This is a genomic window from Comamonas sp. SCN 65-56, from assembly GCF_001724135.1.
In the GTDB taxonomy this organism is placed as follows: domain Bacteria; phylum Pseudomonadota; class Gammaproteobacteria; order Burkholderiales; family Burkholderiaceae_C; genus Comamonas_C.
Map to the genome: position 1 here is coordinate 484,920 of NZ_MEDS01000025.1, position 20,715 is coordinate 505,634.

Annotated in this window: 22 protein-coding genes; 10 read left to right on the forward strand and 12 right to left on the reverse strand. The window is 67.1% G+C overall.

Annotation, left to right across the window (positions count from 1 at the left end; translation table 11 throughout):
* The first annotated feature begins 60 nt into the window (after nucleotides 1-60).
* The 4 genes from ABS45_RS15220 (at nucleotide 61) to ABS45_RS15235 (ending at nucleotide 4,831) form a co-directional block, all read left to right on the forward strand.
* Nucleotides 61-402: a DUF2946 family protein gene (locus tag ABS45_RS15220; protein ID WP_291556891.1), complete on the forward strand. Its 342-nt coding sequence runs from the start codon at nucleotides 61-63 to the stop codon at nucleotides 400-402.
* 136 nt (nucleotides 403-538) lie between these two features.
* Nucleotides 539-2,674, forward strand: a complete 2,136-nt coding sequence (locus tag ABS45_RS15225; protein WP_291556894.1) for a TonB-dependent receptor — start codon at nucleotides 539-541, stop codon at nucleotides 2,672-2,674.
* 19 nt (nucleotides 2,675-2,693) lie between these two features.
* Nucleotides 2,694-3,227 (forward strand): YcnI family protein, encoded by a 534-nt coding sequence (locus ABS45_RS15230; protein WP_291556897.1) that lies wholly within the window; start codon nucleotides 2,694-2,696, stop codon nucleotides 3,225-3,227.
* On the forward strand, nucleotides 3,224-4,831 hold the full coding sequence (locus ABS45_RS15235) for a CopD family protein (protein WP_291556900.1): 1,608 nt from the start codon (nucleotides 3,224-3,226) through the stop codon (nucleotides 4,829-4,831). The genes ABS45_RS15230 and ABS45_RS15235 overlap by 4 nt, the downstream gene beginning before the upstream one ends.
* Before the next feature lie 57 nt (nucleotides 4,832-4,888).
* Here ABS45_RS15235 and ABS45_RS15240 read toward each other — a convergent pair whose 3' ends face one another.
* From ABS45_RS15240 to ABS45_RS15295, 12 genes are all read right to left on the reverse strand, one after another.
* Nucleotides 4,889-6,049 carry an ABC transporter substrate-binding protein gene (locus ABS45_RS15240; RefSeq protein ID WP_291556902.1) on the reverse strand — a complete coding sequence of 387 codons (1,161 nt, stop codon included), beginning with the start codon at nucleotides 6,047-6,049 and terminating at the stop codon, nucleotides 4,889-4,891.
* 70 nt (nucleotides 6,050-6,119) lie between these two features.
* Nucleotides 6,120-6,779 (reverse strand): TetR/AcrR family transcriptional regulator, encoded by a 660-nt coding sequence (locus tag ABS45_RS15245; protein WP_291556907.1) that lies wholly within the window; start codon nucleotides 6,777-6,779, stop codon nucleotides 6,120-6,122.
* A 39-nt stretch (nucleotides 6,780-6,818) separates the two neighbouring features.
* Nucleotides 6,819-7,904 carry a 1,2-phenylacetyl-CoA epoxidase subunit PaaE gene (gene paaE, locus ABS45_RS15250; RefSeq protein WP_291556910.1) on the reverse strand — a complete coding sequence of 362 codons (1,086 nt, stop codon included), beginning with the start codon at nucleotides 7,902-7,904 and terminating at the stop codon, nucleotides 6,819-6,821.
* Nucleotides 7,901-8,425 (reverse strand): 1,2-phenylacetyl-CoA epoxidase subunit PaaD, encoded by a 525-nt coding sequence (paaD, locus tag ABS45_RS15255; RefSeq protein ID WP_291556913.1) that lies wholly within the window; start codon nucleotides 8,423-8,425, stop codon nucleotides 7,901-7,903. The genes paaE and paaD overlap by 4 nt, the downstream gene beginning before the upstream one ends.
* Nucleotides 8,422-9,195: a 1,2-phenylacetyl-CoA epoxidase subunit PaaC gene (paaC, locus tag ABS45_RS15260; RefSeq protein ID WP_291556917.1), complete on the reverse strand. Its 774-nt coding sequence runs from the start codon at nucleotides 9,193-9,195 to the stop codon at nucleotides 8,422-8,424. Before paaC ends, paaD begins: the two co-directional genes overlap by 4 nt.
* A gap of 15 nt (nucleotides 9,196-9,210) precedes the next feature.
* Nucleotides 9,211-9,513: a 1,2-phenylacetyl-CoA epoxidase subunit PaaB gene (gene paaB, locus ABS45_RS15265; RefSeq protein WP_291556920.1), complete on the reverse strand. Its 303-nt coding sequence runs from the start codon at nucleotides 9,511-9,513 to the stop codon at nucleotides 9,211-9,213.
* A 174-nt stretch (nucleotides 9,514-9,687) separates the two neighbouring features.
* Complete coding sequence (paaA, locus tag ABS45_RS15270) at nucleotides 9,688-10,695, reverse strand: 1,2-phenylacetyl-CoA epoxidase subunit PaaA (RefSeq protein ID WP_291556923.1); 1,008 nt, start codon at nucleotides 10,693-10,695, stop codon at nucleotides 9,688-9,690.
* Nucleotides 10,696-10,709: 14 nt separating this feature from the next.
* Nucleotides 10,710-11,744, reverse strand: coding sequence for a 2Fe-2S iron-sulfur cluster-binding protein (locus ABS45_RS15275; RefSeq protein ID WP_291556925.1), 1,035 nt, complete (start codon nucleotides 11,742-11,744; stop codon nucleotides 10,710-10,712).
* A 12-nt stretch (nucleotides 11,745-11,756) separates the two neighbouring features.
* Entirely contained in the window at nucleotides 11,757-12,779 is a 1,023-nt protein-coding gene (locus ABS45_RS15280; protein WP_291556928.1) for a hypothetical protein, read from the reverse strand.
* A 36-nt stretch (nucleotides 12,780-12,815) separates the two neighbouring features.
* A complete protein-coding gene (gene paaK / locus ABS45_RS15285; RefSeq protein ID WP_291556931.1) occupies nucleotides 12,816-14,132 on the reverse strand; it encodes a phenylacetate--CoA ligase PaaK in 1,317 nt (438 codons plus the stop codon).
* A 39-nt stretch (nucleotides 14,133-14,171) separates the two neighbouring features.
* Nucleotides 14,172-14,624 (reverse strand): hydroxyphenylacetyl-CoA thioesterase PaaI, encoded by a 453-nt coding sequence (gene paaI / locus ABS45_RS15290; protein WP_291556934.1) that lies wholly within the window; start codon nucleotides 14,622-14,624, stop codon nucleotides 14,172-14,174.
* 10 nt (nucleotides 14,625-14,634) lie between these two features.
* Nucleotides 14,635-15,438: an enoyl-CoA hydratase-related protein gene (locus ABS45_RS15295; RefSeq protein ID WP_291556937.1), complete on the reverse strand. Its 804-nt coding sequence runs from the start codon at nucleotides 15,436-15,438 to the stop codon at nucleotides 14,635-14,637.
* A gap of 145 nt (nucleotides 15,439-15,583) precedes the next feature.
* On the opposite strand from ABS45_RS15295, the gene paaN reads away from it, so the two are divergent.
* The 6 genes from paaN to ABS45_RS15325 all read left to right on the forward strand — a co-directional run bounded on the left by paaN (nucleotide 15,584) and on the right by ABS45_RS15325 (nucleotide 20,695).
* Nucleotides 15,584-17,239, forward strand: a complete 1,656-nt coding sequence (gene paaN, locus ABS45_RS15300) for a phenylacetic acid degradation protein PaaN (RefSeq protein ID WP_291556940.1) — start codon at nucleotides 15,584-15,586, stop codon at nucleotides 17,237-17,239.
* A 151-nt stretch (nucleotides 17,240-17,390) separates the two neighbouring features.
* Nucleotides 17,391-19,022: a long-chain fatty acid--CoA ligase gene (locus ABS45_RS15305; protein WP_291556943.1), complete on the forward strand. Its 1,632-nt coding sequence runs from the start codon at nucleotides 17,391-17,393 to the stop codon at nucleotides 19,020-19,022.
* Between the two features lie 74 nt (nucleotides 19,023-19,096).
* Nucleotides 19,097-19,321: an AbrB/MazE/SpoVT family DNA-binding domain-containing protein gene (locus ABS45_RS15310; RefSeq protein WP_291556947.1), complete on the forward strand. Its 225-nt coding sequence runs from the start codon at nucleotides 19,097-19,099 to the stop codon at nucleotides 19,319-19,321.
* Complete coding sequence (locus ABS45_RS15315; protein ID WP_291556950.1) at nucleotides 19,318-19,704, forward strand: type II toxin-antitoxin system death-on-curing family toxin; 387 nt, start codon at nucleotides 19,318-19,320, stop codon at nucleotides 19,702-19,704. The genes ABS45_RS15310 and ABS45_RS15315 overlap by 4 nt, the downstream gene beginning before the upstream one ends.
* A gap of 14 nt (nucleotides 19,705-19,718) precedes the next feature.
* A complete protein-coding gene (locus tag ABS45_RS15320; RefSeq protein WP_291557292.1) occupies nucleotides 19,719-19,985 on the forward strand; it encodes a Wadjet anti-phage system protein JetD domain-containing protein in 267 nt (88 codons plus the stop codon).
* 68 nt (nucleotides 19,986-20,053) lie between these two features.
* On the forward strand, nucleotides 20,054-20,695 hold the full coding sequence (locus ABS45_RS15325; RefSeq protein ID WP_291556953.1) for an FMN-binding negative transcriptional regulator: 642 nt from the start codon (nucleotides 20,054-20,056) through the stop codon (nucleotides 20,693-20,695).
* Nucleotides 20,696-20,715 lie beyond the last annotated feature (20 nt).

Consider the following 20,715-nt stretch of genomic DNA (forward strand, 5'->3'; position numbering starts at 1 on the left):
GGAGACAGGGTGAAATACAGCACGCCCATACGCGGCAGACAACGGCGGTGGATTTCCTCCGTGCTGGCCTGCGCATGGCTGCTGCATGTGCTGGCGATTGCGCTCGCGCCGCTGCCGGTAGTGGCCCAGACACAGCTGCCACCTTGGGCCACGGACATCTGCTCGCAAAGCCATGGCGGCGGGCAATCGCAACCCGATAAAGACAGTTGCACCCATGCGCTGTGCTGCCTGCTGGGCTGCAATGGGCAGCACCACACGCCTGCGCCACCACCCACGCCTGTCACGGTGGCGATGCGGGCCTCTCAGACCGCGCACGCTTTGCCCGTGGAGCTTGCCCAGCGGCCGTCCGCGCGGCGCGCATTGCTCCCCGATCCGCGGGCTCCCCCACACACCCACGCCTGAACGGTACGGCCCGCAGGCTGCTGCGGCCGTCGCCATGCATTGCATGCCTGCGCCTGTCATGGGCGCATGCGTGCGTTCGATTCATACAGGCCAATGGGCTGCCATCGGCAGCCGACCATCTTGGCGGGAGTTTTTCATGTGGATTCAATCTATCGCCCGGCCTCGCCGGGCCGCGCGGCGCGACGCCTCGCTGGCGATGCTGATCTCGGCACTGCTGGGCCTGGGCGCACACGCGCAAACGGCGGCTGCGGCGCCGCAGGCCGATGCACCTGCACCCGCGCTGCCTACGCTGACCGTGAGCGAGCCCGAACCCGACTCACTCACCGGGCCCAGTGTCGTGCGCCAGCGCCAGGCTATCGAGCAAACCGCGGGCTCGGTGGGTTTCATCGACAACGCCACGCTGCTCGATCGCTACCAAAGCAATCTGCGCGACGTACTGCAGGAGGCCCCCGGCGTGTTCACGCAAAACCGCTACGGGCAGGAGTTGCGCCTGTCGGTGCGCGGCTCGGGCATCGCGCGCAGCTTCCACATGCGCGGCATCGAGCTGCTGCAAGACGGCATCCCGACCAACCTGGCTGACGGCAGCGGCGATTTCTACGAAATTGACCCCATGGGGCTGCGCAGCACCGAAATCTACAAGGGCGGCAACGCACTGCGCTATGGCGCGTCGACGTTGGGCGGTGCAATCAATTTCGTCACGCCCACGGCGCGCACGGCGCTGTCGCCCAACATCATCCAGCTCTCGGGCGGCAGCTTCGGCACGCTGCAGACCAGCGGCCAGGTGTCGCGGGTGCTGGGCGATGTGGATCTGCTGGCCAATATCACCGCCTCGCACGCCGACGGCTGGCGCGCCCACGAAACCGGCAATTACGGCCAGTTCAACGGTAATCTCGGCTACCGCCTCGGGCCGTCGGCCGAGACCCGGTTTTACCTGGGCATTTACGCCACCAACCAGCAGCTGCCCGGCACGCTGACGCTGGCCGATGCGCTGGCCGATCCACGCAAGGCCGGCGCCGGCATCGTGGCGCAGCACCAGGCGCGCGACATGCGCGTGCAGCGCCTGGCCAATCGCACCACCGTGGCGTTGGGCGACGGGCAGTTGGAGCTGGACAGCTGGCTGATCCATACCGACATGTTCCACCCCATCTTTCAGGTACTCACGCTCAACGGCAACACCTGGGGCCTGGCGCCGCGCTACCACCGCTCCTGGCAGGTCGGCGATCACCGCAATGACCTGACGCTGGGCGCACGCATCACCAGTGGCGACTACGAGGCCTTGCGCTTCGTCAACAACGCTGGCGTGGCGGCCGCGCCGACGCTGAACGCGCGCCAGAAGGCGCAGAACACCGAGGTCTATGTTGAAGACCACTGGCACGTCTCACCCGAACTGGCCGTGATTGCCGGGCTCAAGACGCTGCGCAACGAGCGCCGCTATCTGGACCACGGCCTGTCCGCCGAGCCCGGTGCGCGCACGGACCAGGCGAACTTCAACGGACTCAACCCCCGACTGGGCCTGCTCTGGCAGCCACAACGCGACGTTCAGGTGTTCGCCAACATCACCCGCAGCCAGGATGTACCGGATTTCACCGATCTGACGCAGACCTTCGGCGCCAGCAGCCGCTTCGTGCCACTGGCTTCGCAGCGCGCCTGGACGATGGAGATCGGCACGCGCGGCAGCAGCGGGCCATGGCGCTGGGATGCCACCTATTACCGCTCCCGGGTGCGCGGCGAGCTGCTGCAATACACCGTCAATCCGGCGATACCGGCCTCCACCTTCAACGCCGGTCGCACGCTGCACCAAGGCATCGAGCTGGGGGCGTCGCTGGAACTGGCGCGCAACCTGGTCCCGGCTACGGGGGACACGCTGGTCCTGAGCCAGCTATGGAACTGGAGCGATTTCAGCTTCCGCAGTGATCCGCAGTACGGCAACAACGCGATTCCCGGGCTGCCCAAGCACCTGCTGCGCACCGCGCTGATCTACACGCAGGCCAATGGTTTCTACGTCACGCCGACGCTGGACTGGGTTCCCGTCGGCGCCTGGGTGGACTATGCCAACACCGCCAGGACACCGCGCTACGCGCTGCTCGGCCTGAAGGTCGGTGCCACACTGCGCAGCGGCCTGAGCTTCTTCGTCGATCTCCGCAACCTGACCAACAAGCGCTATGTGGCCGATTTTGGCACCGTGCTCAACGCCAGTGTTGGCGCCCCGCCCAGCACTTTCTACCCTGGCACCGGACGCAGTATTCATGCCGGTTTACGCTATCAATTTTGAATTTCACACGAGGTCTTTCATGAATATCCCCAACCATGCCGCCCACAGCCCATCACTCATCGCCCTTGTTTGCTTGGTCGCCGGTGCGGCCCATGCGCATGTCAGCCTGCAGGTGCCACAGGCGTCCGTGGGCGCAGGCTACAAAGCGGTACTCACGGTGCCGCATGGCTGCACGGGTTCAGCCACCGTCAAGCTCAGCGTGCAGATCCCGGACGGGGTCATCGCCGTCAAGCCGCAGGTCAAGCCCGGCTGGACGATAGAAACCACGCACGAGAAATACGCCCGGCCCTATACCTTCCACGGCAACCAGGTCAGCGAGGGGGTGCGCACCATCACCTGGTCGGGTGGCACCTTGCCCGATGCGTATTACGACGAGTTCGCCTTCAGCAGCCAGATCGCGTCCACGCTCGCGCCGGGCAGCACGCTGGCCTTTCCCACGGTGCAGACCTGTGAGCAGGGGGTGGAACGCTGGATCGAGCGGCCCTCCGCCGATCAGAAGCACCCAGAGAAACCCGCGCCGACCCTCACGCTGCTGCCTGCGCGCAAATCATGAAACCGGCGCCGCTACGGTGGCTGTACCCGCTGCTGCTGGCGCTGCTGCTGGGCACGCTGCTGCTGGGCAGCGCGGCCTGGGCGCACACCGCGCTGCTGCATGCCGAACCGGCCGATGGCAGCGTGCTGGCGCAGGCGCCCCGCCAGGCGCTGCTCACCTTCGGCGAGCCAGTGACCGTGACGCGTTTGCAGATCATCGAGCCCGATGGCTCGGCGCTGCCCGTGCCGGGGGCGCGCACCGAAGGCGCGCAGGTCCAGGTGCCACTACCGGCGTTGACCGACGGCAACCACGCCTTGGTCTGGCATGTCATCTCTGCCGACGGTCATCCGGTGAGCGGCGTGCTGCGCTGGTCCGTTGGCATTGGTGCTGCACCTGTAGCGCCTGCCGTGGCGGTCAGCACCGCGCCTTTGAAAACCGCCATCTGGCTGGCGAAATGGGCCTTGTACCTGGGCCTCTTCCTGGGCGCGGGTACGGCCTTCTGGTGTGCCTGGAATGCATCGGCATGCACGCCATCCGCGCGGCGGCTCGGCAGCGCACTGTTGGCCATCGGGCTGGTCTCGGCAGTGCTCTCTCCGGCGCTGCAGGGCGCGGACATGCTGGGTCTCGCGCTGCATGAGAGCGCCCGCTGGCAGGCATGGCGCACGGGTGCCCAGAGCAGCCTGGGCGCCACGCTGGCGCTGGCTGGCGTCAGCCTGCTGCTGGCGCTGGGCGCCCTGCGTGGGCACGGCAGCTGGCTTGCGCGCAGCGCGGGCCTGCTGGCACTGCTGGGCAGCGGCGCGGCACTGAGCGCCAGCGGCCACGCCAGCACGGCACCGTACCCGTGGGCACGCGCGGCGGTGCTCGTGCACGTCTGCGCCGTGGCGCTGTGGCTGGGGGCGCTCATTCCGTTGGCCACCAGCTTGCGCCAGCCGGGGACGGACGCGCTGCGGCTGCTGGCACGCTTCTCGCGCGCCATCCCGTGGGTGCTGGCGGCACTGGTGCTGGCGGGGCTGGCGCTGGCCAGCATCCAGCTCGGCGATCCGCGGGCGCTCACCGGCACAGGCTATGGGCGGGTGCTGCTGGCCAAGCTCGCGCTGGTCGCGCTGGTGCTGCTGCTGGCGGCCTGGAACCGCTGGCGGCTCACGCCGGCCGTCCTGCAGTTGCAAAATGGCGCCGGGCAGCGCATGGCGCGCTCCATCGCCATCGAAACCGGGATGCTCGTGGCCGTGCTGGCGGTCGTCGCACTCTGGCGCTTCACGCCGCCGCCGCGCAGCCTGGCGCCGCCAGCAACCACGGCGGCAAAGGCACAGCCGGCGCGCCTCTTCCTGGACAACGGGCAAACGCGCATGGCTCTGGTGATCACGCCGGCCGCCACCGGGCCGGTCACGATCACGGCAACGCTGGACCCAGGCTCGGTCACGCCCCAGGAAGTGGCGTTCGTGCTGGCCAACCCGGCGCTGGGCATGGAGGCCTTGCACGCCCAGGCGCATGCCGTGGCGCCGGGGCGTTGGCGCGCCGACGCGGTGCTGATCCCGGCCGCGGGCGACTGGACGGTGCGCGCCGAACTGCTGCTCGATGCGTTCACGCAGACGACGCTGCAAGGCAGGGTGACGATCGCGCGCTGAAAAGCAAACGCCCCCTGGGCCAACGCGGCTCAGGAGGCGTTTGCCGCGGCAGGCGGATCAATCGTTGCCGATGTATTTCCACTTGCCGTTCTGGATCGTCACCATCACGCGCGCGCGCTGGTCCAGCCCCAGGTGGTCGGTCGGCGACATGGTGAAGATGCCGTGCGCGCCGGGCACTTCCTTCAGGCCCTCGATCGCATCGCGCAGCGCGACGCGGAACTCCGGCGTGCCGGGCTTGGCCTTCTTGAGCGCCACCGGCACGGCGGCGGTCATCAGCACGCCCGCATCCCAGCCATGCGCACCGAAGGTCGACACGCTGCCCTTGCCGTAGGCTTTTTCGTAGGCGTGCACGTAGGCCAACGCCGATGCCTTGACCTGGTTGGTCGCGGGCAGTTGATCGGCCACCAGCACGGGGCCGGCCGGCAGGATGGTGCCCTCGACATCCTTGCCGCCAACGCGCAGGAAGTCGTTGTTGGCCACGCCGTGGGTCTGGTAGTACTTGCCGGCGTAACCGATCTTCTTGAGCGCGGTCTGCGGCAGCGCGGCCGGCGTGCCCGAGCCGGCGATCAGCACCGCATCAGGGTTGGCGGCCTTGATCTTCAGGGCCTGGCCGGTCACCGAGGTATCGGTGCGAGCGTAGCGCTCACTGGCCACGATGTTGATTTTCTTGAGCGCCGCGGCCTTGGCGAATTCCTGCGCCCAGCCCTCGCCATAGGCGTCCGAGAAGCCGATGAAGCCCACCGTCTTCACGCCGTTGTTGGCCATGTGCTCGACGATGGCGAGCGACATCATGATGTCGTTTTGCGGTGTCTTGAAAACCCAGTGGCGCTTGGCATCGACCGGCTCGACGATCTTGGCCGAGGCGGCCACCGAGATCATCGGCGTCTTGGCTTCGGCAACGATGTCGATCATCGCCAGCGACACCGGCGTGGTGCTGGAGCCGAGGATGATGTCGACGTTGTTCTCGCTGATCAGCTTGCGCGTGTTGGTGACGCCCTGCGTGGTGTCCGAAGCGTCGTCGAGCACGATGTAATTGATCTTCTCGCCCGCAATGGTGTGCGGCATCAGCGCGATGGTGTTCTTCTGCGGAATGCCGAGCGAAGCCGCGGGCCCGGTGGCCGAGATGGTCACGCCGACATTGACGTCGGCCATCGCGGCGCCACTGGCGGCGATCAGTCCGGCAGCGGCCAGGGCAAGGGCGGTCCAGCGTTTTTTCATGAAAAGTCTCCTCTGAGTCAGTGGTTGAAGTGAGTGCGAGTTTTCGCGGGGTGGGTGATGGAGGGGCGAATCAGGACGATGCGCCAGTCGGAACTACCCTGATGCGGGCGCGTCGTTTGGCCGGCATGCCTTGGGGCGGCTTGACGGCGGTGACGCCGCCGCAAAACAGATCGGCGACAACAGGTGCCATCGCGTCGTAGTCGAGCGAGCCATCGGGACGAAACCAGGTGAACATCCAGTTGATCATGCCGAACAGCAGCATGGTGGTGGGCTTGGCCAGGTGCGCCTGGCCGACCTGCGGCCATTGCTCGGCAATCGTGTCGGCAAACGCCGCGACCACCGCGCGCTCGGTGCCGAGGATGCGCTCGGCATCCTCCGGGCGCAGGAACTTCACGTCCTCGGTCAGCACGCGGTGCGCGTCGCGCGCCTGGGCGTATTCGCGCACGAAGCGCCCGATCAGCTCGCGCAAGCGCTCTGGCGGCGCAAGCGCCTGCGCGCCGACCTCGTCGACCAGCACCTGCAGCCGCGCGATGTGGCCCTCGGCGATCTGCACCAGCAGGTCGTACTTGTCGCGAAAGTAGTGGTAGAGCGCGGGCTTGGACAGGCCGCAGGCCTGCGCCACCTGGTTCATCGAGGTACCAGGGTAGCCCAGCTCGGCGAACAGACGCGCGGCCTCGCGCAGGATCAGCTCGCGCTGCTCCTCATACCCTGGTGCGCGGCCCCGTGCCATTGTGGTGATTGATGCCTGAAACGGTTGTTTGGTATGCGTCTAACGCTCATCAAACGAGAGCACGACACGCGGCGTGAGCGGGCGGCACTGGCAGGTGAGCACAAAGCCGGCCTCGACCTCGGCCTTCTCCAGCGCGAAGTTGCGCTCCATGCGCACCTCGCCTTCGATGCGCTTGGCGCGGCAGGTGCCGCAGACGCCCGAGGTACAGGAAAACGGCACCTCCAGCCCGGCGGCCGAGGCCGCGTCGAGGATGCTCGCCTGCTCCTTGCTGAAGGCGAATTCGCGCTTCAGACCATCGCGGATGATGGTGATGCTGGCGCGCTCGGCATCGCCCTCAGCCGCGCGGTGCTCGACCGCGCCGACCTTCTCGCCCGCCTGCAGCGCCACGCCGAAGCGCTCGATGTGGATGCGCTCCTCTGGCACACCGGCCGCCAGCAGCGCGGCCTGTGCCTCGTCGTTCATCTGGAACGGCCCGCAGACGAAGACCTCGTCGATGCTGCTGGCAGGCACCAGACGCTGCAGAAAATCGCCGAGCTTGGCGCGGTCCATCAGCCCCATGTTGATGGGCGCGTCGGTATCTTCGCCCGAGAACACGTGGTGCAGCGCCACGCGCGTCAGGTAGCGGTTCTTGAGGTCTTCCAGCTCCTCCTTGAACATCGTGGACTGCAGGCTGCGGTTGGCGTAGAGCAGGGTGAAGCGGCTCGCGGGCTCGCGCCCGAGCACGGTCTTCATGATCGAGAGGATGGGCGTGATGCCGCTGCCGCCGGCCACGCCGACATAGTGGCGCCGCGCCTGCGGATCGGTGGGCACGTAAAAGCGCCCCTGCGGCGCCATCACCTGCACCGTGTCGCCGGGTTTCAGATGCGTGTTGATCCAGTGCGAGAACTGCCCGCCGTGGACCTTGCGCACGCCCACGCGCAGCTCGCCATCGTCCGCACCGGCGCAGATCGAGTAGGAGCGGCGCAGGTCCTGCCCATCGACCTGGGCGCGCAGCGTGAGGTACTGGCCCTGGATGAAGCCGAAGACTTCGCGCAAATCAGGCGGCACGTCAAACGAGACGATGACCGCCTCGCTGGTGTCGGGCTCGATCGCGCGCACGCGCAAGGGGTGGAAGATGACGCTCATATCGGCTTGAAATGTTCAAACGGTTCGTGGCAGCTCAGACACCGGTACAGCGCCTTGCACGGCGTGGAGCCGAACGGCGCGATGCGCTCGGTGCGCGTGCTTTCGCAGCGCGGACAGGGCACGGGCGGCTGGCGGCGGCGGGTGATGCAGATCGGTTGGGCATCTGCCAGCGGCACCGGACCGGGCGGCGCAATGCCGTATTCACGCAAGGCCGCCTTGCCCTTGGCGCTGATCCAGTCGGTGGTCCAGGCGGGGGCGCGCTGCAGCACGGTGGCGACCGGGCCGAGCTGCGCGGCCTCCAGCGCGGTCTTCACATCGTGCGCGATGACCTCGGTCGCGGGGCAGCCGGAGTAGGTTGGCGTGAGCACCACTTCCAGCAGCGCGCCGCTTTCGCGCACCTCGCGCACCACGCCCAGGTCGCACAGCGAGATCACCGGAATCTCCGGGTCTTGCACTTGCTCCAGTACGGCCCATGCGGCCTGCACGCGGGCGCTGACAGCTTCTTTTTCGAGAGCGTTCACCACACCCCTCCCGGGTAGCTGCGCTGCAGGTACTGCATCTCGGCGAGGATGAAACCCATGTGCTCGCTGTGCACGCCGTGCTTGCCCGTGCTGCGGAACTTGATGTCGCCTTCAGGCACGGCCAGATCGGCGGCGGCCAGAATCGGCGCCATCTCCTGCTGCCACTCGGCCTGCAGATCGGCCCAGCGCGGGCCCAGGCCGCTAGCCTGCGCGGCGTCGTCCACCGCATCGGGCTCGAACAGCTCGGCGGTGTAGGGCCAGAGCTGCGCCAACGCCGCCTGCATGCGCTGGCGCGAATCATCAGTGCCATCGCCCAGGCGCACCACCCAATCGGCCGCATGCTGCTGGTGGTAGCGCGCTTCCTTCACCGCCTTGCCGGCGATCGCGGCCAGCTCGCGGTCACTGGAGCTCTCCAGGCGCTGCCAGAGCAGCTTGAGCAGCGTGGCCAGCATGGCGTTGCGCAGGCAGGTGAAGGCAAAGTCGCCGCGCGGCAGCTCGGCCATGGTGACGTTCAGGAAATCCCCCTCGCCGCGCAAAAACGCGAGCTGGTCTTCATCGTGCCCGCGGCCATCCACCTGACCGGCGCGCGTGAGCACGCCGCGCGCCTGGCCGAGCAGGTCCAGCCCCATGTTGGACAGCGCGATGTCTTCCTCCAGAATCGGCGCGTGGCCGCACCATTCGGTGATGCGCTGCGCGAGGATCAAACAGGTATCGGCCACGCGCAGCAAATACTGCACCTGGGGTTCCTTGCCAATGCGGATGCTTTGCACGTCAATGCCCTCCGCTCACATGTGGTTCACGGCTGCGGGCAGCGTGAAGAAGGTGGGATGGCGGTAGACCTTGTCCTCGGCTGGGTCAAAGTACATGTCCTTGTCGGCCGGGTCGCTGGCGACGATCGCGCTCGATGGCACGACCCAGATGCTGGTGCCTTCCTGGCGCCGGGTGTAGACGTCGCGCGCCATCTGGATCGCCATCCTGGCATCCGAGGCATGCAGGCTGCCGCAATGCTTGTGGTCCAGCCCTGCGCGCGAGCGCACGAACACTTCCCAAAGAGGCCATTCGGTGGCGGTGGTATCTGGCGTGGTCATCGATTTACTCTCCAATAAATAGCGCCTCGCGCACACCAATCAAGCGTCGCAGGCTGTTTTTGCTTGTACTCCTTCTCCCTTTGGGGGAAGGCAGGGATGGGGGCTTTGTCTCCACGGCAGGCGCTGCGAGCCCTCACCCCAACCCTCCCCCAGCGGGGAAGGGAGCGAAGGCACTCATGCGACCGCGCGTTCACGCTGCGCCTGCTTGCCCGCATGCGCCAGCGCCGCTTCGCGCACCCAGGCGCCGTCGTCCCAGGCCTTGACGCGCGCCGCCAGGCGCTCGCGGTTGCAGGGGCCGTCGCCGCCCACCACGCGCCAGAACTCGTCCCAGTCGATCACGCCGTGGTCGTGGTGCTGGCGCGCCTCGTTCCACTTCAGGTCGGGATCGGGCAGGCTCACGCCCAGCACCTTGGCCTGATCGACGCAGGCGTCGATGAACTTCTGGCGCAGCTCGTCGTTGGAGTTGCGCTTGATGCCCCAGCGCATCGACAGCGCGCTGTTGGGCGACTGGTCGTCCGGCGGGCCGAACATCATCACCGACGGCCACCACCAGCGGTTGACCGCGTCCTGCACCATCGCGCGCTGCGCATCCGTGCCCTGCTGCATCATCACCAGCAGCGCATCAAAGCCCTGGCGCTGGTGAAAGCTCTCTTCGCGGCAGATGCGCACCATGGCGCGCGCATACGGCCCGTAGGAGCAGCGGCACAGCGGCACCTGATTCATGATCGCCGCGCCATCGACCAGCCAGCCTATCGTGCCTACGTCGGCCCAGGTGAGCGTGGGGTAGTTGAAGATCGAGCTGTACTTGGCGCGCCCGCTGTGCAGCGCACCCAGCATCTGGTCGCGGCTGGTGCCCAGGGTCTCGGCGGCGGAATACAGGTACAGGCCGTGACCGGCTTCGTCCTGGATCTTGGCCAGCAGGATGGCCTTCCGCTTGAGCGTGGGCGCGCGCGTCACCCAGTTGCCCTCGGGCAGCATGCCGACGTATTCGGAATGCGCGTGCTGGCTGATCTGGCGCACCAGCGTCTTGCGGTAGTGCTCGGGCAGCCAGTCCTTGGCCTCGATGAACTCACCGGCATCGATGCGTGCATCAAAACGCTGTTGCAGCGCCTCTTCCTGCGGGCTGGCGGGCGCTGCAGCCTGCAGCGTCTTGCCCATGGTGTCCATGGCTTGGGTGTACATCTGTTTCGTTCGCCTCAAAGTTGCTCGAAGAAGCCTTCGGTGTGGATCAGTGCATCGGTCGCGCCCAGGGCCTTGGCCGCGACCACGCAATCATCGACGAAGCCGGGCGTGCCCGCGACGAAGACGCTGAAGCCGCTCAGGTCGGGGAACTGCTGGCCGAGGATGGTCGGGATGCGGCCCTGCAGCACGCCCGCCTTGTGCTCGCGCGTGAGCGTGGGCAGGTAATGAAAATTGGGATAACGTGCCTCCCAGTAGCGCATCAGGCCGACGTCGTACAAATCGGCTGCCTCGCGCGCCGAGAACACCAAGGTGACCGGTTGCGCGTAGCCACGGCGCAGCGCTGCCTCGGTGAGCGAAAGAATTGGCGCCAGCCCCGAGCCCGCGGCCAGGCACAGCACCGGCGTGTCGACCGAAGGGTCGCCGATGAAGGTGCCGTGCGGGCCGGAAAAACGCAGCTGATCGCCCAGCTGCACCTCGTCGTGCAGCCAACGGCTGGTGCGGCCCTCGGGCGAATCGGGCGCCAGCGCCTCCACACGCGTGACCTGCAGGCGCAGCTCGCCGTCGTGCTGCGGCGCGCCGGCCAGCGAATACGAACGCGACGGGATGCCGCGCGCCGCATCGCCGAGCTTGATGAACTGCCCGGGCCAGAAACGCATGGCCTCGCCCAGCGGACGCAGCACGAATTCGGTGATGCGCGGCGTGCGAGGAATGCGATCGACCAGCACCGCGTACTGGCCGTCGCGCGTCGGAAACAGCAGCGGCTTGGCGTCCTCGGTGCCCCATTCGATCTCCAGCTCTTCGGAGATCGGCTTGGCCATGCACATCAGGCCGCAACCGGCGGCGCGCTCTTCCTGCGACAGCGCCATGTCGAGCACGAAGCCCTGGTCGAACTCGCCCGAGCGCACCTTGACCTTGCACTCGCCGCAGGCACCGGCGCGGCAGTTGTTGGGCAGCGCGTAGCCCGCACGCTCGAGCGCTTCGAGCGCGGTGAGCCCCTCGGCCCAGGGCACGGCCTGGCCCGAGGGGTGCAGCTTGATCTTGTGATCCATGCGCGTGCGTCGTCAGAACACCGGGATGATGTCCTGCATGTCCACGTCGGTGACTTCCTGCCCGGTGATGCCCACCTCGGGGATCGCGGGGAAGGGAATGTCGTACTTGTCCAGCGCACCCTTGAGATTCATGATGGCGGCGCGCCAGTTGGCCTTCTTGGCCTCGTACTCGGGAATGGCAAAGCCCGCGGTCCGCGCCACCGCCTCGCCCGCGCGCTGGTTCTCGATGAAGTCGGCCGGCAGGTCCCAGAAGTCCATCGGCGGCTCGAACAGCACGGCCGAGAGGAACAGGTAACCGGCGCGGATCTGCTTGGTGATCAGCGGCTTGTCCGAGAGATCGAGCTTGGGGTAGTCGCGCTCCATCAGCGCCAGGCAGATGCCCATGTGCCGGCCCTCGTCCTTGCCGATGTTGCGAAACGCCTCCTTGAACACCGGCTCGGTGCAGCCTGCGGCCATCTGGTGAAAGATGGTGGCGGCGGCGATCTCGCCCATCAGGAAGCTGCTGAACAGCACCGCCAGGCTGTACTTGGGCACCGCCTGCTTGTAACCAGTCCAATAGCGCGCGCCGTTGTGGTAGAGCCACTTGGCGTTCTTTTGCAGGCGCTTGCCGAGTTCGGTCTTGGGCTGGTAGGTGAGCGGATCGGGGTGCTCGAGCAGCTTGGTGATGGCCATGCCGCACATCTGCTCGTGACCCTGCTCATCCTGCGTCACGCTGAAGAAGCAGCGGCGCACCGCATCCTCTTCATGCGCCTCGTAGGTCTTGATCATGGCGGTGGCAAACACTGGCGGCGCCGACGCGTCGAACACCGACAGCAACGTCCACCAGTAGGCGATGGCTTCGCGCTGCTCCCAGGTGTATTTCTCGACCTTGAAGGTGTCCCAGGGGAGCTTCTTCACGTCCCAGACCTCGCGGCGCGAGGCATCCCAGATGTCCTCGAGCTTCTTGGTGTGCTGCTGCCAGGAGAGCGGGTAGACGTTGGGCTGCTCGATGGCCGGCGGGAACCCCATCGTGTGGGCGAGTTTTTCCTTGTGCATGGTGATGCTTCCTTCAGAAGAGGGTGTGATGGCAAGTCAATGTGGGCGCTTGTCGATCACACGCCGGGCCTTGCCGACAAGCGTGCGCTCTATGGAGCCCGAGGGCAGCACCGTCACGCGCGTGGACACCCCGACCAGGGTCTTGATGCGGTGCTGCACCCAGGCCGCGATGTCCTTGACCTCCTGGGCCGGGGCATTGCTGGTCTCGGTATGCAGTTCACACGACACCTGCACCTCGTCAAGGTTGCCGTCGCGCGAGACGGTGATCTGGTACTGACCGGAGAGCTTCTCGTGCTGCAGCACGATCTCTTCGATCTGCGTGGGGAACATGTTGACGCCGCGGATGATGAGCATGTCGTCCGAGCGGCCGACGATCTTGCCCATGCGGCGAAAGCTGCGTGCCGTCGGCGGCAGCAATCGCGTGAGGTCGCGCGTGCGGTAGCGCACGATGGGCAGGCCTTCCTTGGTCATCGTGGTGAACACGAGCTCGCCCTCCTCGCCGTCGGGCAGCACCTCGCCGGTATCGGGATCGATGATCTCGGGGTAGAAATGGTCCTCCCAGATCACCGGGCCGTCCTGCGTCTCTATGCATTCGTTGGCCACGCCCGGGCCCATCACTTCCGACAAGCCGTAGATATCCACCGCCTTCAGGCTGGAGGTCTTCTCGACTTCCTGGCGCATGCCCTCGGTCCAGGGCTCGGCGCCGAAGATGCCGACCTTGAGCGAACTCTTCCTCGCGTCCAGCCCCTGGCGCGTGAATTCCTCGATGATCACCTGCATGTACGAGGGCGTGACCATGATGATGTCGGGGCGGAAATCGTTGATCAGCTGCACCTGTTTTTCGGTCTGTCCGCCGGACATCGGGATGACGGTGCAGCCCGCGCGCTCGGCGCCGTAGTGCGCGCCCAGGCCGCCGGTGAACAGGCCATAGCCATAGGCCACATGCACGATGTCGCCCGGTCGCCCGCCCGAGGCACGGATGGAGCGCGCCACCAGGTCGGCCCAGGTGCTGATGTCCTTGGCGGTGTAACCCACCACCGTCGGCTTGCCCGTGGTGCCCGAGGAGGCATGGATGCGCGTGATCTTCTCGCGCGGCACGGCGAACATGCCGAAGGGGTAGTTGTCGCGCAAATCCTTCTTGGTGGTGAAGGGGAACTTCGCCAGATCGCTGAGCTGCTTCAAGTCGCCCGGATGCACGCCCTTGGCCTTGAACGCCGCGCGGTAATGCGGCACGTTGTCATAAGCGTGCTGCAGCGACCAGCGCAGGCGCGTGAGCTGCAGCGCGGCGATCTCGTCGCGGCTGGCGGTTTCAATCGGTTCGAGGTCGCCGGGTTCGGGGCGATAAACGGTCATCTCGTGTCTCCTTGAATGGGGTTCGGTACAGCGCAGGGTTCAGCGGTCGGCAGGCAGATTCACCGCCGGCCGGCCCTTCATGCGGTAAGAGCGGCCGCGGAACACCGCCACCAGCTCGCCGCGCTGGTTGTGCACGTTCACGTCGTACACGCCGGTGCGCCCGGCGGCCTGCACCTCATGCGCCTCGGCGGTGAGCAGGTCGCCCTCGCGCCCCGGGGCGACAAAGTCGATCGACAGGCCTGAAGCCACCGTCAGCTCATTGCCCGAGTTGCAGGCAAAGGCAAACGCCGAATCGGCCAGCGTGGTGATCAGGCCACCGTGGCAGGTGGCATGGCCGTTGAGCATGTCGGCGCGCACCGTCATCGTCACCGTCGCGCGGCCTGGCGCGATCGCCGTCACCTGCATGCCCAGGGCGCGCGTGGCGCGGTCGTTTTCAAGCATCAGCGCGCGCACCTGCTCGGCAAGCTGCTGCGGCTCCAGGGTGTTTGTCATCGGCGAGTGCTCAGCGGTCGGTGAATTGCGGGGCGCGCTTCTCGGCAAACGCCTGCACACCCTCCTGGTAATCGTGTGCAAAGCCGAGCGTGCGCTGCAGCTCGGCCTCGTGCGCCAAGGTGTCGGCAAAGCCGCTGTGCGCGCCGGCATCGAGCGCGCCGCGGATCGCCACCAGCGCCCGGGTCGGCATGCCCGCCAGGCGCGCGGCCAGCGCCTGCACCCGGGCGGCCAGCTCGGCATCGTCCACGCAGCGCCAGATGAGGCCCATGCGCGCCGCCTCTTCCGCCGGCAGCTTGTCGCCCAGCAGCGCCAGGCCCAGCGCCTGCGCCCGGCCGACGAGGCGCGGCAGCAGCCAGGTGCCGCCGCTGTCGGGCACCAGCCCGATCTTGGCAAACGCCTGAATGAAGCTGGCCGAGCGCGCCGCCACCACCAGATCACAGGCCAGCGCAATGCTGGCGCCCGCGCCCGCCGCCACGCCATTGACCATGGCCACCACCGGCACCGGCATGCTGCGCAGGCGCAGGCACAGCGGTGCGTAGTGCTGCGTGATCACCACGCTCAAATCCTTGGGTGCGGCGCCCGGTGCCGGGTCGGGCGCAACCGCAGGATCCGCCAGATCCTGCCCGGCACAAAATGCACGCCCGGCGCCCGTGAGCACCACGCAGCGCACGCTGGCGTCGTCCGCCGCGGCGTTGAGCGCGGCCAGCAGCTGCACATGCAGCTCGCCGGTAAAGCTGTTGAGCTGCGCTGGCCGGTTGAGCGCAATGGTGCGCACGGCGGCCTCATTGGAGACAAGAACCAGGGGGTCGGACATGGGCGATACGGGTGCGGAGGACCGAAAAAAAAAAGAAAACCGATCAGGAAAACATAATTGACCGATCGGTCGGTAAATCATAAACTCGCAGGCTGCCTTGGCGCAAGCCCCCTCATCCCCGTAAAAACCCTAGGAGACGGTTCCCATGTCGCTGTTTGACACCCACCGCGCGCTGCTCGATGGCGCGCTCAATGCCCTGGCCACGCGCGCGTTCTGGACGCCCTTCCCCGAAATGCCCTCGCCCAAGGTCTACGGCGAGACCGCGCAGGCCGACGGCATTGCCGCCGCCAACGCGCTGCTGGGCAAGGATTTCGCGCTGGAGCAACCGGGCGAGGTCGGCCGCATCGCCACCGAGCAATCGCCCTATGGCGTGGCGCTGGATGTGCACTACCCCGAATGCGCGCCCGATGCGCTCATCGCCGCCGCCCAGGCGGCCGAGCCCGGCTGGCAGGCGCTGGGCGCGAAGGCTCGCGTCGGCGTGCTGCTCGAAGCCTTGACGCGCATTCACAAGCGCTCGCATGAAATCGCCCATGCGGTGATGCTCACCACCGGCCAGGGCCCGATGATGGCATTCCAGGCCGGCGGCCCGCATGCGCAGGACCGCGCGCTCGAAGCCATCGCCTACGCCTGGAAAGCCATGGCCGATGTGCCCGAACAGGCCCGCTGGGAAAAGCCGCAGGGCAAGAACCCGCCGCTGGTGATGCAAAAACATTTCGAGATCGTCGGCCGCGGCGTCGCGCTGGTGATCGGCTGCGCCACCTTCCCGACCTGGAACACCTACCCCGGGCTGTTTGCCGCGCTCGCCACCGGCAACCCGGTCATCGTCAAGCCCCACCCCAACGCGGTGCTGCCCGCCGCACTCACCGTGCGCATCCTGCGCGAGGTACTCGCCGAGCAGGGCCTGGATCAAAACCTGGTGACGCTTGCGCTCAGCAACGACCCCAAGCACGCCCAGGCACTAGCGCAAAGCCCGGCCGTCGCCAGCATCGACTTCACCGGCAGCACCACCTTCGGCCACTGGCTGCGCGACCACGCGCCGCAGGCGCGCCTGTACGCCGAGATGGCGGGCGTGAACAGCGTCATCGTCGATTCCACCGACCAATACGCCGCGATGCTGAACAACCTGGCGTTCACGCTCACGCTCTACAGCGGCCAGATGTGCACCACCACGCAAACGATTTATGTGCCCAGGGACGGCATCGCGACCGACGAAGGCCACAAGAGCTTCGCGCAGGTGGGGCAGGATCTGGCCGCCGCGGTGGACAAGTTGCTGAGCAACCCCAAGGTCGCCACCGCGGTGCTCGGCGCCGTCTGCGCGCCCGAGACGGTGGAGCGCATCCGCCAGGCCAGCACCAAGGGCCAGTTGCTGCTCGCCTCACGCCCGCTGGACAACCCCGAGTACCCGCAGGCGCGCATCCACACCCCGGCCCTCATCGCGCTCACGCAGGCCGATCGCGCCACCTGGGGCAGCGAATGCTTCGGCCCGGTCGCCTTCGTCGTCGCCACCGACTCGCGCGATGCGTCGTTGCAGGCCGCCGAATCCATCGTGCGCGAGCAGGGCGCGCTGACGCTCGGCGTCTATTCCACCGACCGTGCAGTCGTCGATCGCACCGTGCAGCTCAGCCTGCGCGCGCGCGTCGCGCTCTCGATCAATCTGACGCAAGGTGTGTACGTCAACCAGTCCGCCGGCTTTTCGGACTACCACGCCACCGGCGGCAACCCGGCCGCAACGACGAGCTACACCACGCTGGCGTTTGTGGCCGATCGCTTTGTGGTGGTGCAGCGGCGCGAGCACGTCTGAGCGTCTCGGAGCCTTTCGGATTTGGAACTCGCCGGCTGCAAATCGGCCGCAGCGAGTCCGACAGGCTCCTGAAACAGCAACGCCGCAGACCACCCGAGGCTGCGCTGTCACGAACCGCGGGCAGCGATGCAGGACACTCCAAGGAGACTCCATGCAAAGCACCATGATGAACGTGCCCCTGTCGCTCAATCACCTGCTGGAGCGCGCAGGCACCCTGTTTGCCGGCAATGAAGTCGTCTCGCGCCTGCCGGACAAATCGCTCAGACGCCACAACTACGGCGAAATCTACCGCCGCACGCGGGCGCTGGCCTGCGCGCTGCAGGGCCTGGGCCTGAAGAAGGGCGATCGCGTGGCCACGCTGTGCTGGAACCACCACGCCCACCTGGAGTGCTACTTCGGCGTTCCCGCGGTCGGCGGGGTCATGCACACGCTGAACCTGCGCCTGTCGCCGGAAGACATCGGCTGGATCGCGGGCGATGCCGAGGACCGGTTCCTCGTGATCGACGACGTGCTGCTGCCGCTGTATGAGCGCTTCAAGCACCTGCACCAGTTCGAGAAAGTCATCGTCTTTCCTTTTTCCGGCGCGCCGGTGCCGGCCGGGTTCACCGATTACGAAGCGCTCCTGGCGGGGGCCGATCCGGACGGCTTCGTCTATGCGCCGCACGACGAAAACGACCCGGTGTCGATGTGCTACACCTCCGGCACCACCGGTCGCCCCAAGGGCGTGGCATACTCGCACCGCTCCACCGTCCTGCACACGCTGGTGGCCAGTCTGGGGGACTTCTGGGGTCTGCGCGGCACCGACGTGGTGTTGCCCGTCACGCCCATGTTCCACGCCAACAGCTGGGGCATGCCCTACGGCGCGGTGATGATGGGCGTCAAGCTGGTGTTTCCGGGCCCGCACATGCACCCCGATGATTTGCTCGACCTGATGACCACCGAGTCGCCGACGCTGGCGCTGGGCGTGCCGACCATCTGGATGACGCTGATCCAGGCCTACGATGCCTCGCTGAAACCCGACTCGCCGAACCGCGGTCGCTGGAAGCTGCCCAGCGGCATGCGCTCTCTGGTCGGCGGCGCGGCCGTGCCCGAGAGCCTGATCCGCGCCTTCGACGCGCACGGCATCTGGATCCTGCAAGGCTGGGGCATGACCGAAACCAGCCCGGTGGCCACCATCAGCTACCCGCGCGCCGAGCTGCGTGGCGCCGGAGCCGACGAAAAATACCGACGCGCGGCCATGGCCGGCGTGCCGGTGCCGCTGGTGGACTTGCGCGCGCGGGGCGACAGCGGCCAGGACCAGCCCTGGGACGGCCACAGCGTGGGCGAGATCCAGGTGCGCGGGCCCTTCATCACCGGCGGCTACCACGAGGCAGGATCACCCCCCGACAAGTTCAGCGACGACGGCTGGCTGCGCACCGGCGACGTGGCCAGTGTGGACGCGCTGGGCTTCGTCAGGATCAGCGACCGCACCAAGGACCTGATCAAGTCCGGCGGCGAGTGGATCAGCTCGGTCGATCTGGAGAACGCCCTGATGGCGCACCCGGCCGTGGCCGAGGCCGCCGTCATCGCCATCCCGGACGAGCAATGGGGCGAGCGTCCGCTGGCCTGCGTGGTGCCCAAGCGCGGCGAAGAGGCCACGCCCGATGCGCTCAACGCCTTGCTGCTCACCAAGGGTTTTGCCAAATGGCAATTGCCCGAGCGCTATGAATTCACCGATGCCGTGCCGCGCACCTCCACCGGCAAGTTCTACAAGCTCAAGCTGCGCCAGCAGTTTCCACGCTGAATCCGAGCCAGCGCGCGCTGGTCTGGCAGTGCCATCCTGAGTATTATTACGTTCGTAATAACGCGGGGTTCTTCATGCACGTCCTCAAACTTACCCAGATCGGCAATTCAATTGGTGTGATCCTGCCCAAGGAGGCGCTGTCGACGCTGAAGGTGCAAAAAGGCGAATCGGTGTTCCTGACCGAATGCGCCGAGGGCTTCATCCTCACGCCCTACGACCCGGCGCTGGAAGAGGAACTGAACGCCGGGCGCGAGTTCATGCGCGAATACCGCGACACTTTCCACCAGCTCGCCAAATGAGCTGGCGCTGGATCACCAAGCAGGCGCTGCTGCTTTTGCACGCTGAAAGCCTGGCCGAGCACGGCGGCAGCGCCGGCATCCGAGACGAATGTTTGCTCGACTCTGCCTTGGCGAGCCCGCAAAACCTGCTGGCCTACGGCGAGCCCGACTTGGCCACGCTGGCCGCCAGCTACGGTGTCGGCGTGGCGCGCAACCACCCCTTCATTGACGGCAACAAACGCGCCGCGTTGCTCAGCATCGGTCTGTTCCTGCACCTGAACGGCTGGCGTTTGACTGCCGGCCAGGCCGAGACCACGCGCACCATGCTCGGCGTCGCCGCCGGCACCCTCAAAGAGGACGCGCTCGCCGACTGGCTGCGCCGCCACGGCGCACCGCGCGGCTGACGGCCTGCTTCAGCCTGCATTGGCCAACTGCGGCGCGCGCACGCGGCTATTTGCCGCAAATGCAGCCACTGCTGATGGATCGAGCCACCTTTGACGCCCACGCCCACGCCGCCGTGACCGAGCCCAGCCTGGTGCCCGCGCCCGGGCCCGGCGCACTGCCTGGTGCTGAAGAGGCGCTGGACGCACACCTGCGCTCGCTGGACAAGGGGCGGCTGGAGCAGGAGTTCCTCTCTGCTGCAGCTATCACTGCGGTTTTGCAGGGTTGGGCGGAGCGTCCGTAGCCAAACCCGCAGGATGGGCAGAATGCGGGGCTCGCGTTTCCTTGTTTCATTGCCGCTGCACCGCCGTCATGTACATCCCCGCCGCTTTTGCCGAAACCCGCACCGACGAACTGCACCGCCTGCTACGCGCCCACCCGCTGGGCATGTTGTGCACCCAGGGCCCGCAAGGGCTGGACGCCAATCACCTGCCGTTCTGGCTTGACGCCAGCGCTGGTGGGCAAGGTCGGTTGATCGGCCATGTGGCGCGAGCCAACCCGTTGTGGCAGCAGGTCGGTGCGTCACAGCCGGTGCTGGTGGTGTTCCGCGGCGCCGAGGGCTATGTCTCGCCCAACGGGTACCCGAGCAAGCACGAGACGCACCGCGCTGTGCCAACCTGGAATTACGAGGTGGTGCATGTGCATGGCACGCTGGTGGTGCATGACGACGAAAAATTCGTGCGCACCGCCGTCGCACGGCTGACCCAGGTGCACGAGGCCGGGGAGCCCACCCCCTGGAAGATGGGTGATGCGCCGGCCGATTACCTGGCTCAGATGCTGCACGCCATCGTCGGCATCGAGGTGCAGATCACCCGTCTGGAGGGCAAGCGCAAATTGAGCCAGAACCGCAGCGCAGCCGATCAGGCGGGCGCGGCGCAGGCCGTGCAGGCGCGCGGCAACGAGGCGCTGGCGGCCGCCATGCGCCATGCCGCATCCGGCTTGCCGCGCGAATGATTCAGCGGTCTTGCTGAGAC

Coding starts and splice junctions, on each gene's coding strand:
- ABS45_RS15225 (WP_291556894.1), top strand. CDS start 539: ATGTGGATTCAATCTATCGCCCGGCCTCGCCGGGCCGCGCGGCGCGAC.
- ABS45_RS15230 (WP_291556897.1), top strand. CDS start 2,694: ATGAATATCCCCAACCATGCCGCCCACAGCCCATCACTCATCGCCCTT.
- ABS45_RS15235 (WP_291556900.1), top strand. CDS start 3,224: ATGAAACCGGCGCCGCTACGGTGGCTGTACCCGCTGCTGCTGGCGCTG.
- ABS45_RS15240 (WP_291556902.1), bottom strand. CDS start 6,049: ATGAAAAAACGCTGGACCGCCCTTGCCCTGGCCGCTGCCGGACTGATC.
- ABS45_RS15245 (WP_291556907.1), bottom strand. CDS start 6,779: ATGGCACGGGGCCGCGCACCAGGGTATGAGGAGCAGCGCGAGCTGATC.
- paaE (WP_291556910.1), bottom strand. CDS start 7,904: ATGAGCGTCATCTTCCACCCCTTGCGCGTGCGCGCGATCGAGCCCGAC.
- paaB (WP_291556920.1), bottom strand. CDS start 9,513: ATGACCACGCCAGATACCACCGCCACCGAATGGCCTCTTTGGGAAGTG.
- paaA (WP_291556923.1), bottom strand. CDS start 10,695: ATGTACACCCAAGCCATGGACACCATGGGCAAGACGCTGCAGGCTGCA.
- ABS45_RS15275 (WP_291556925.1), bottom strand. CDS start 11,744: ATGGATCACAAGATCAAGCTGCACCCCTCGGGCCAGGCCGTGCCCTGG.
- ABS45_RS15280 (WP_291556928.1), bottom strand. CDS start 12,779: ATGCACAAGGAAAAACTCGCCCACACGATGGGGTTCCCGCCGGCCATC.
- paaK (WP_291556931.1), bottom strand. CDS start 14,132: ATGACCGTTTATCGCCCCGAACCCGGCGACCTCGAACCGATTGAAACC.
- paaI (WP_291556934.1), bottom strand. CDS start 14,624: ATGACAAACACCCTGGAGCCGCAGCAGCTTGCCGAGCAGGTGCGCGCG.
- ABS45_RS15295 (WP_291556937.1), bottom strand. CDS start 15,438: ATGTCCGACCCCCTGGTTCTTGTCTCCAATGAGGCCGCCGTGCGCACC.
- paaN (WP_291556940.1), top strand. CDS start 15,584: ATGTCGCTGTTTGACACCCACCGCGCGCTGCTCGATGGCGCGCTCAAT.
- ABS45_RS15305 (WP_291556943.1), top strand. CDS start 17,391: ATGCAAAGCACCATGATGAACGTGCCCCTGTCGCTCAATCACCTGCTG.
- ABS45_RS15310 (WP_291556947.1), top strand. CDS start 19,097: ATGCACGTCCTCAAACTTACCCAGATCGGCAATTCAATTGGTGTGATC.
- ABS45_RS15315 (WP_291556950.1), top strand. CDS start 19,318: ATGAGCTGGCGCTGGATCACCAAGCAGGCGCTGCTGCTTTTGCACGCT.
- ABS45_RS15325 (WP_291556953.1), top strand. CDS start 20,054: ATGTACATCCCCGCCGCTTTTGCCGAAACCCGCACCGACGAACTGCAC.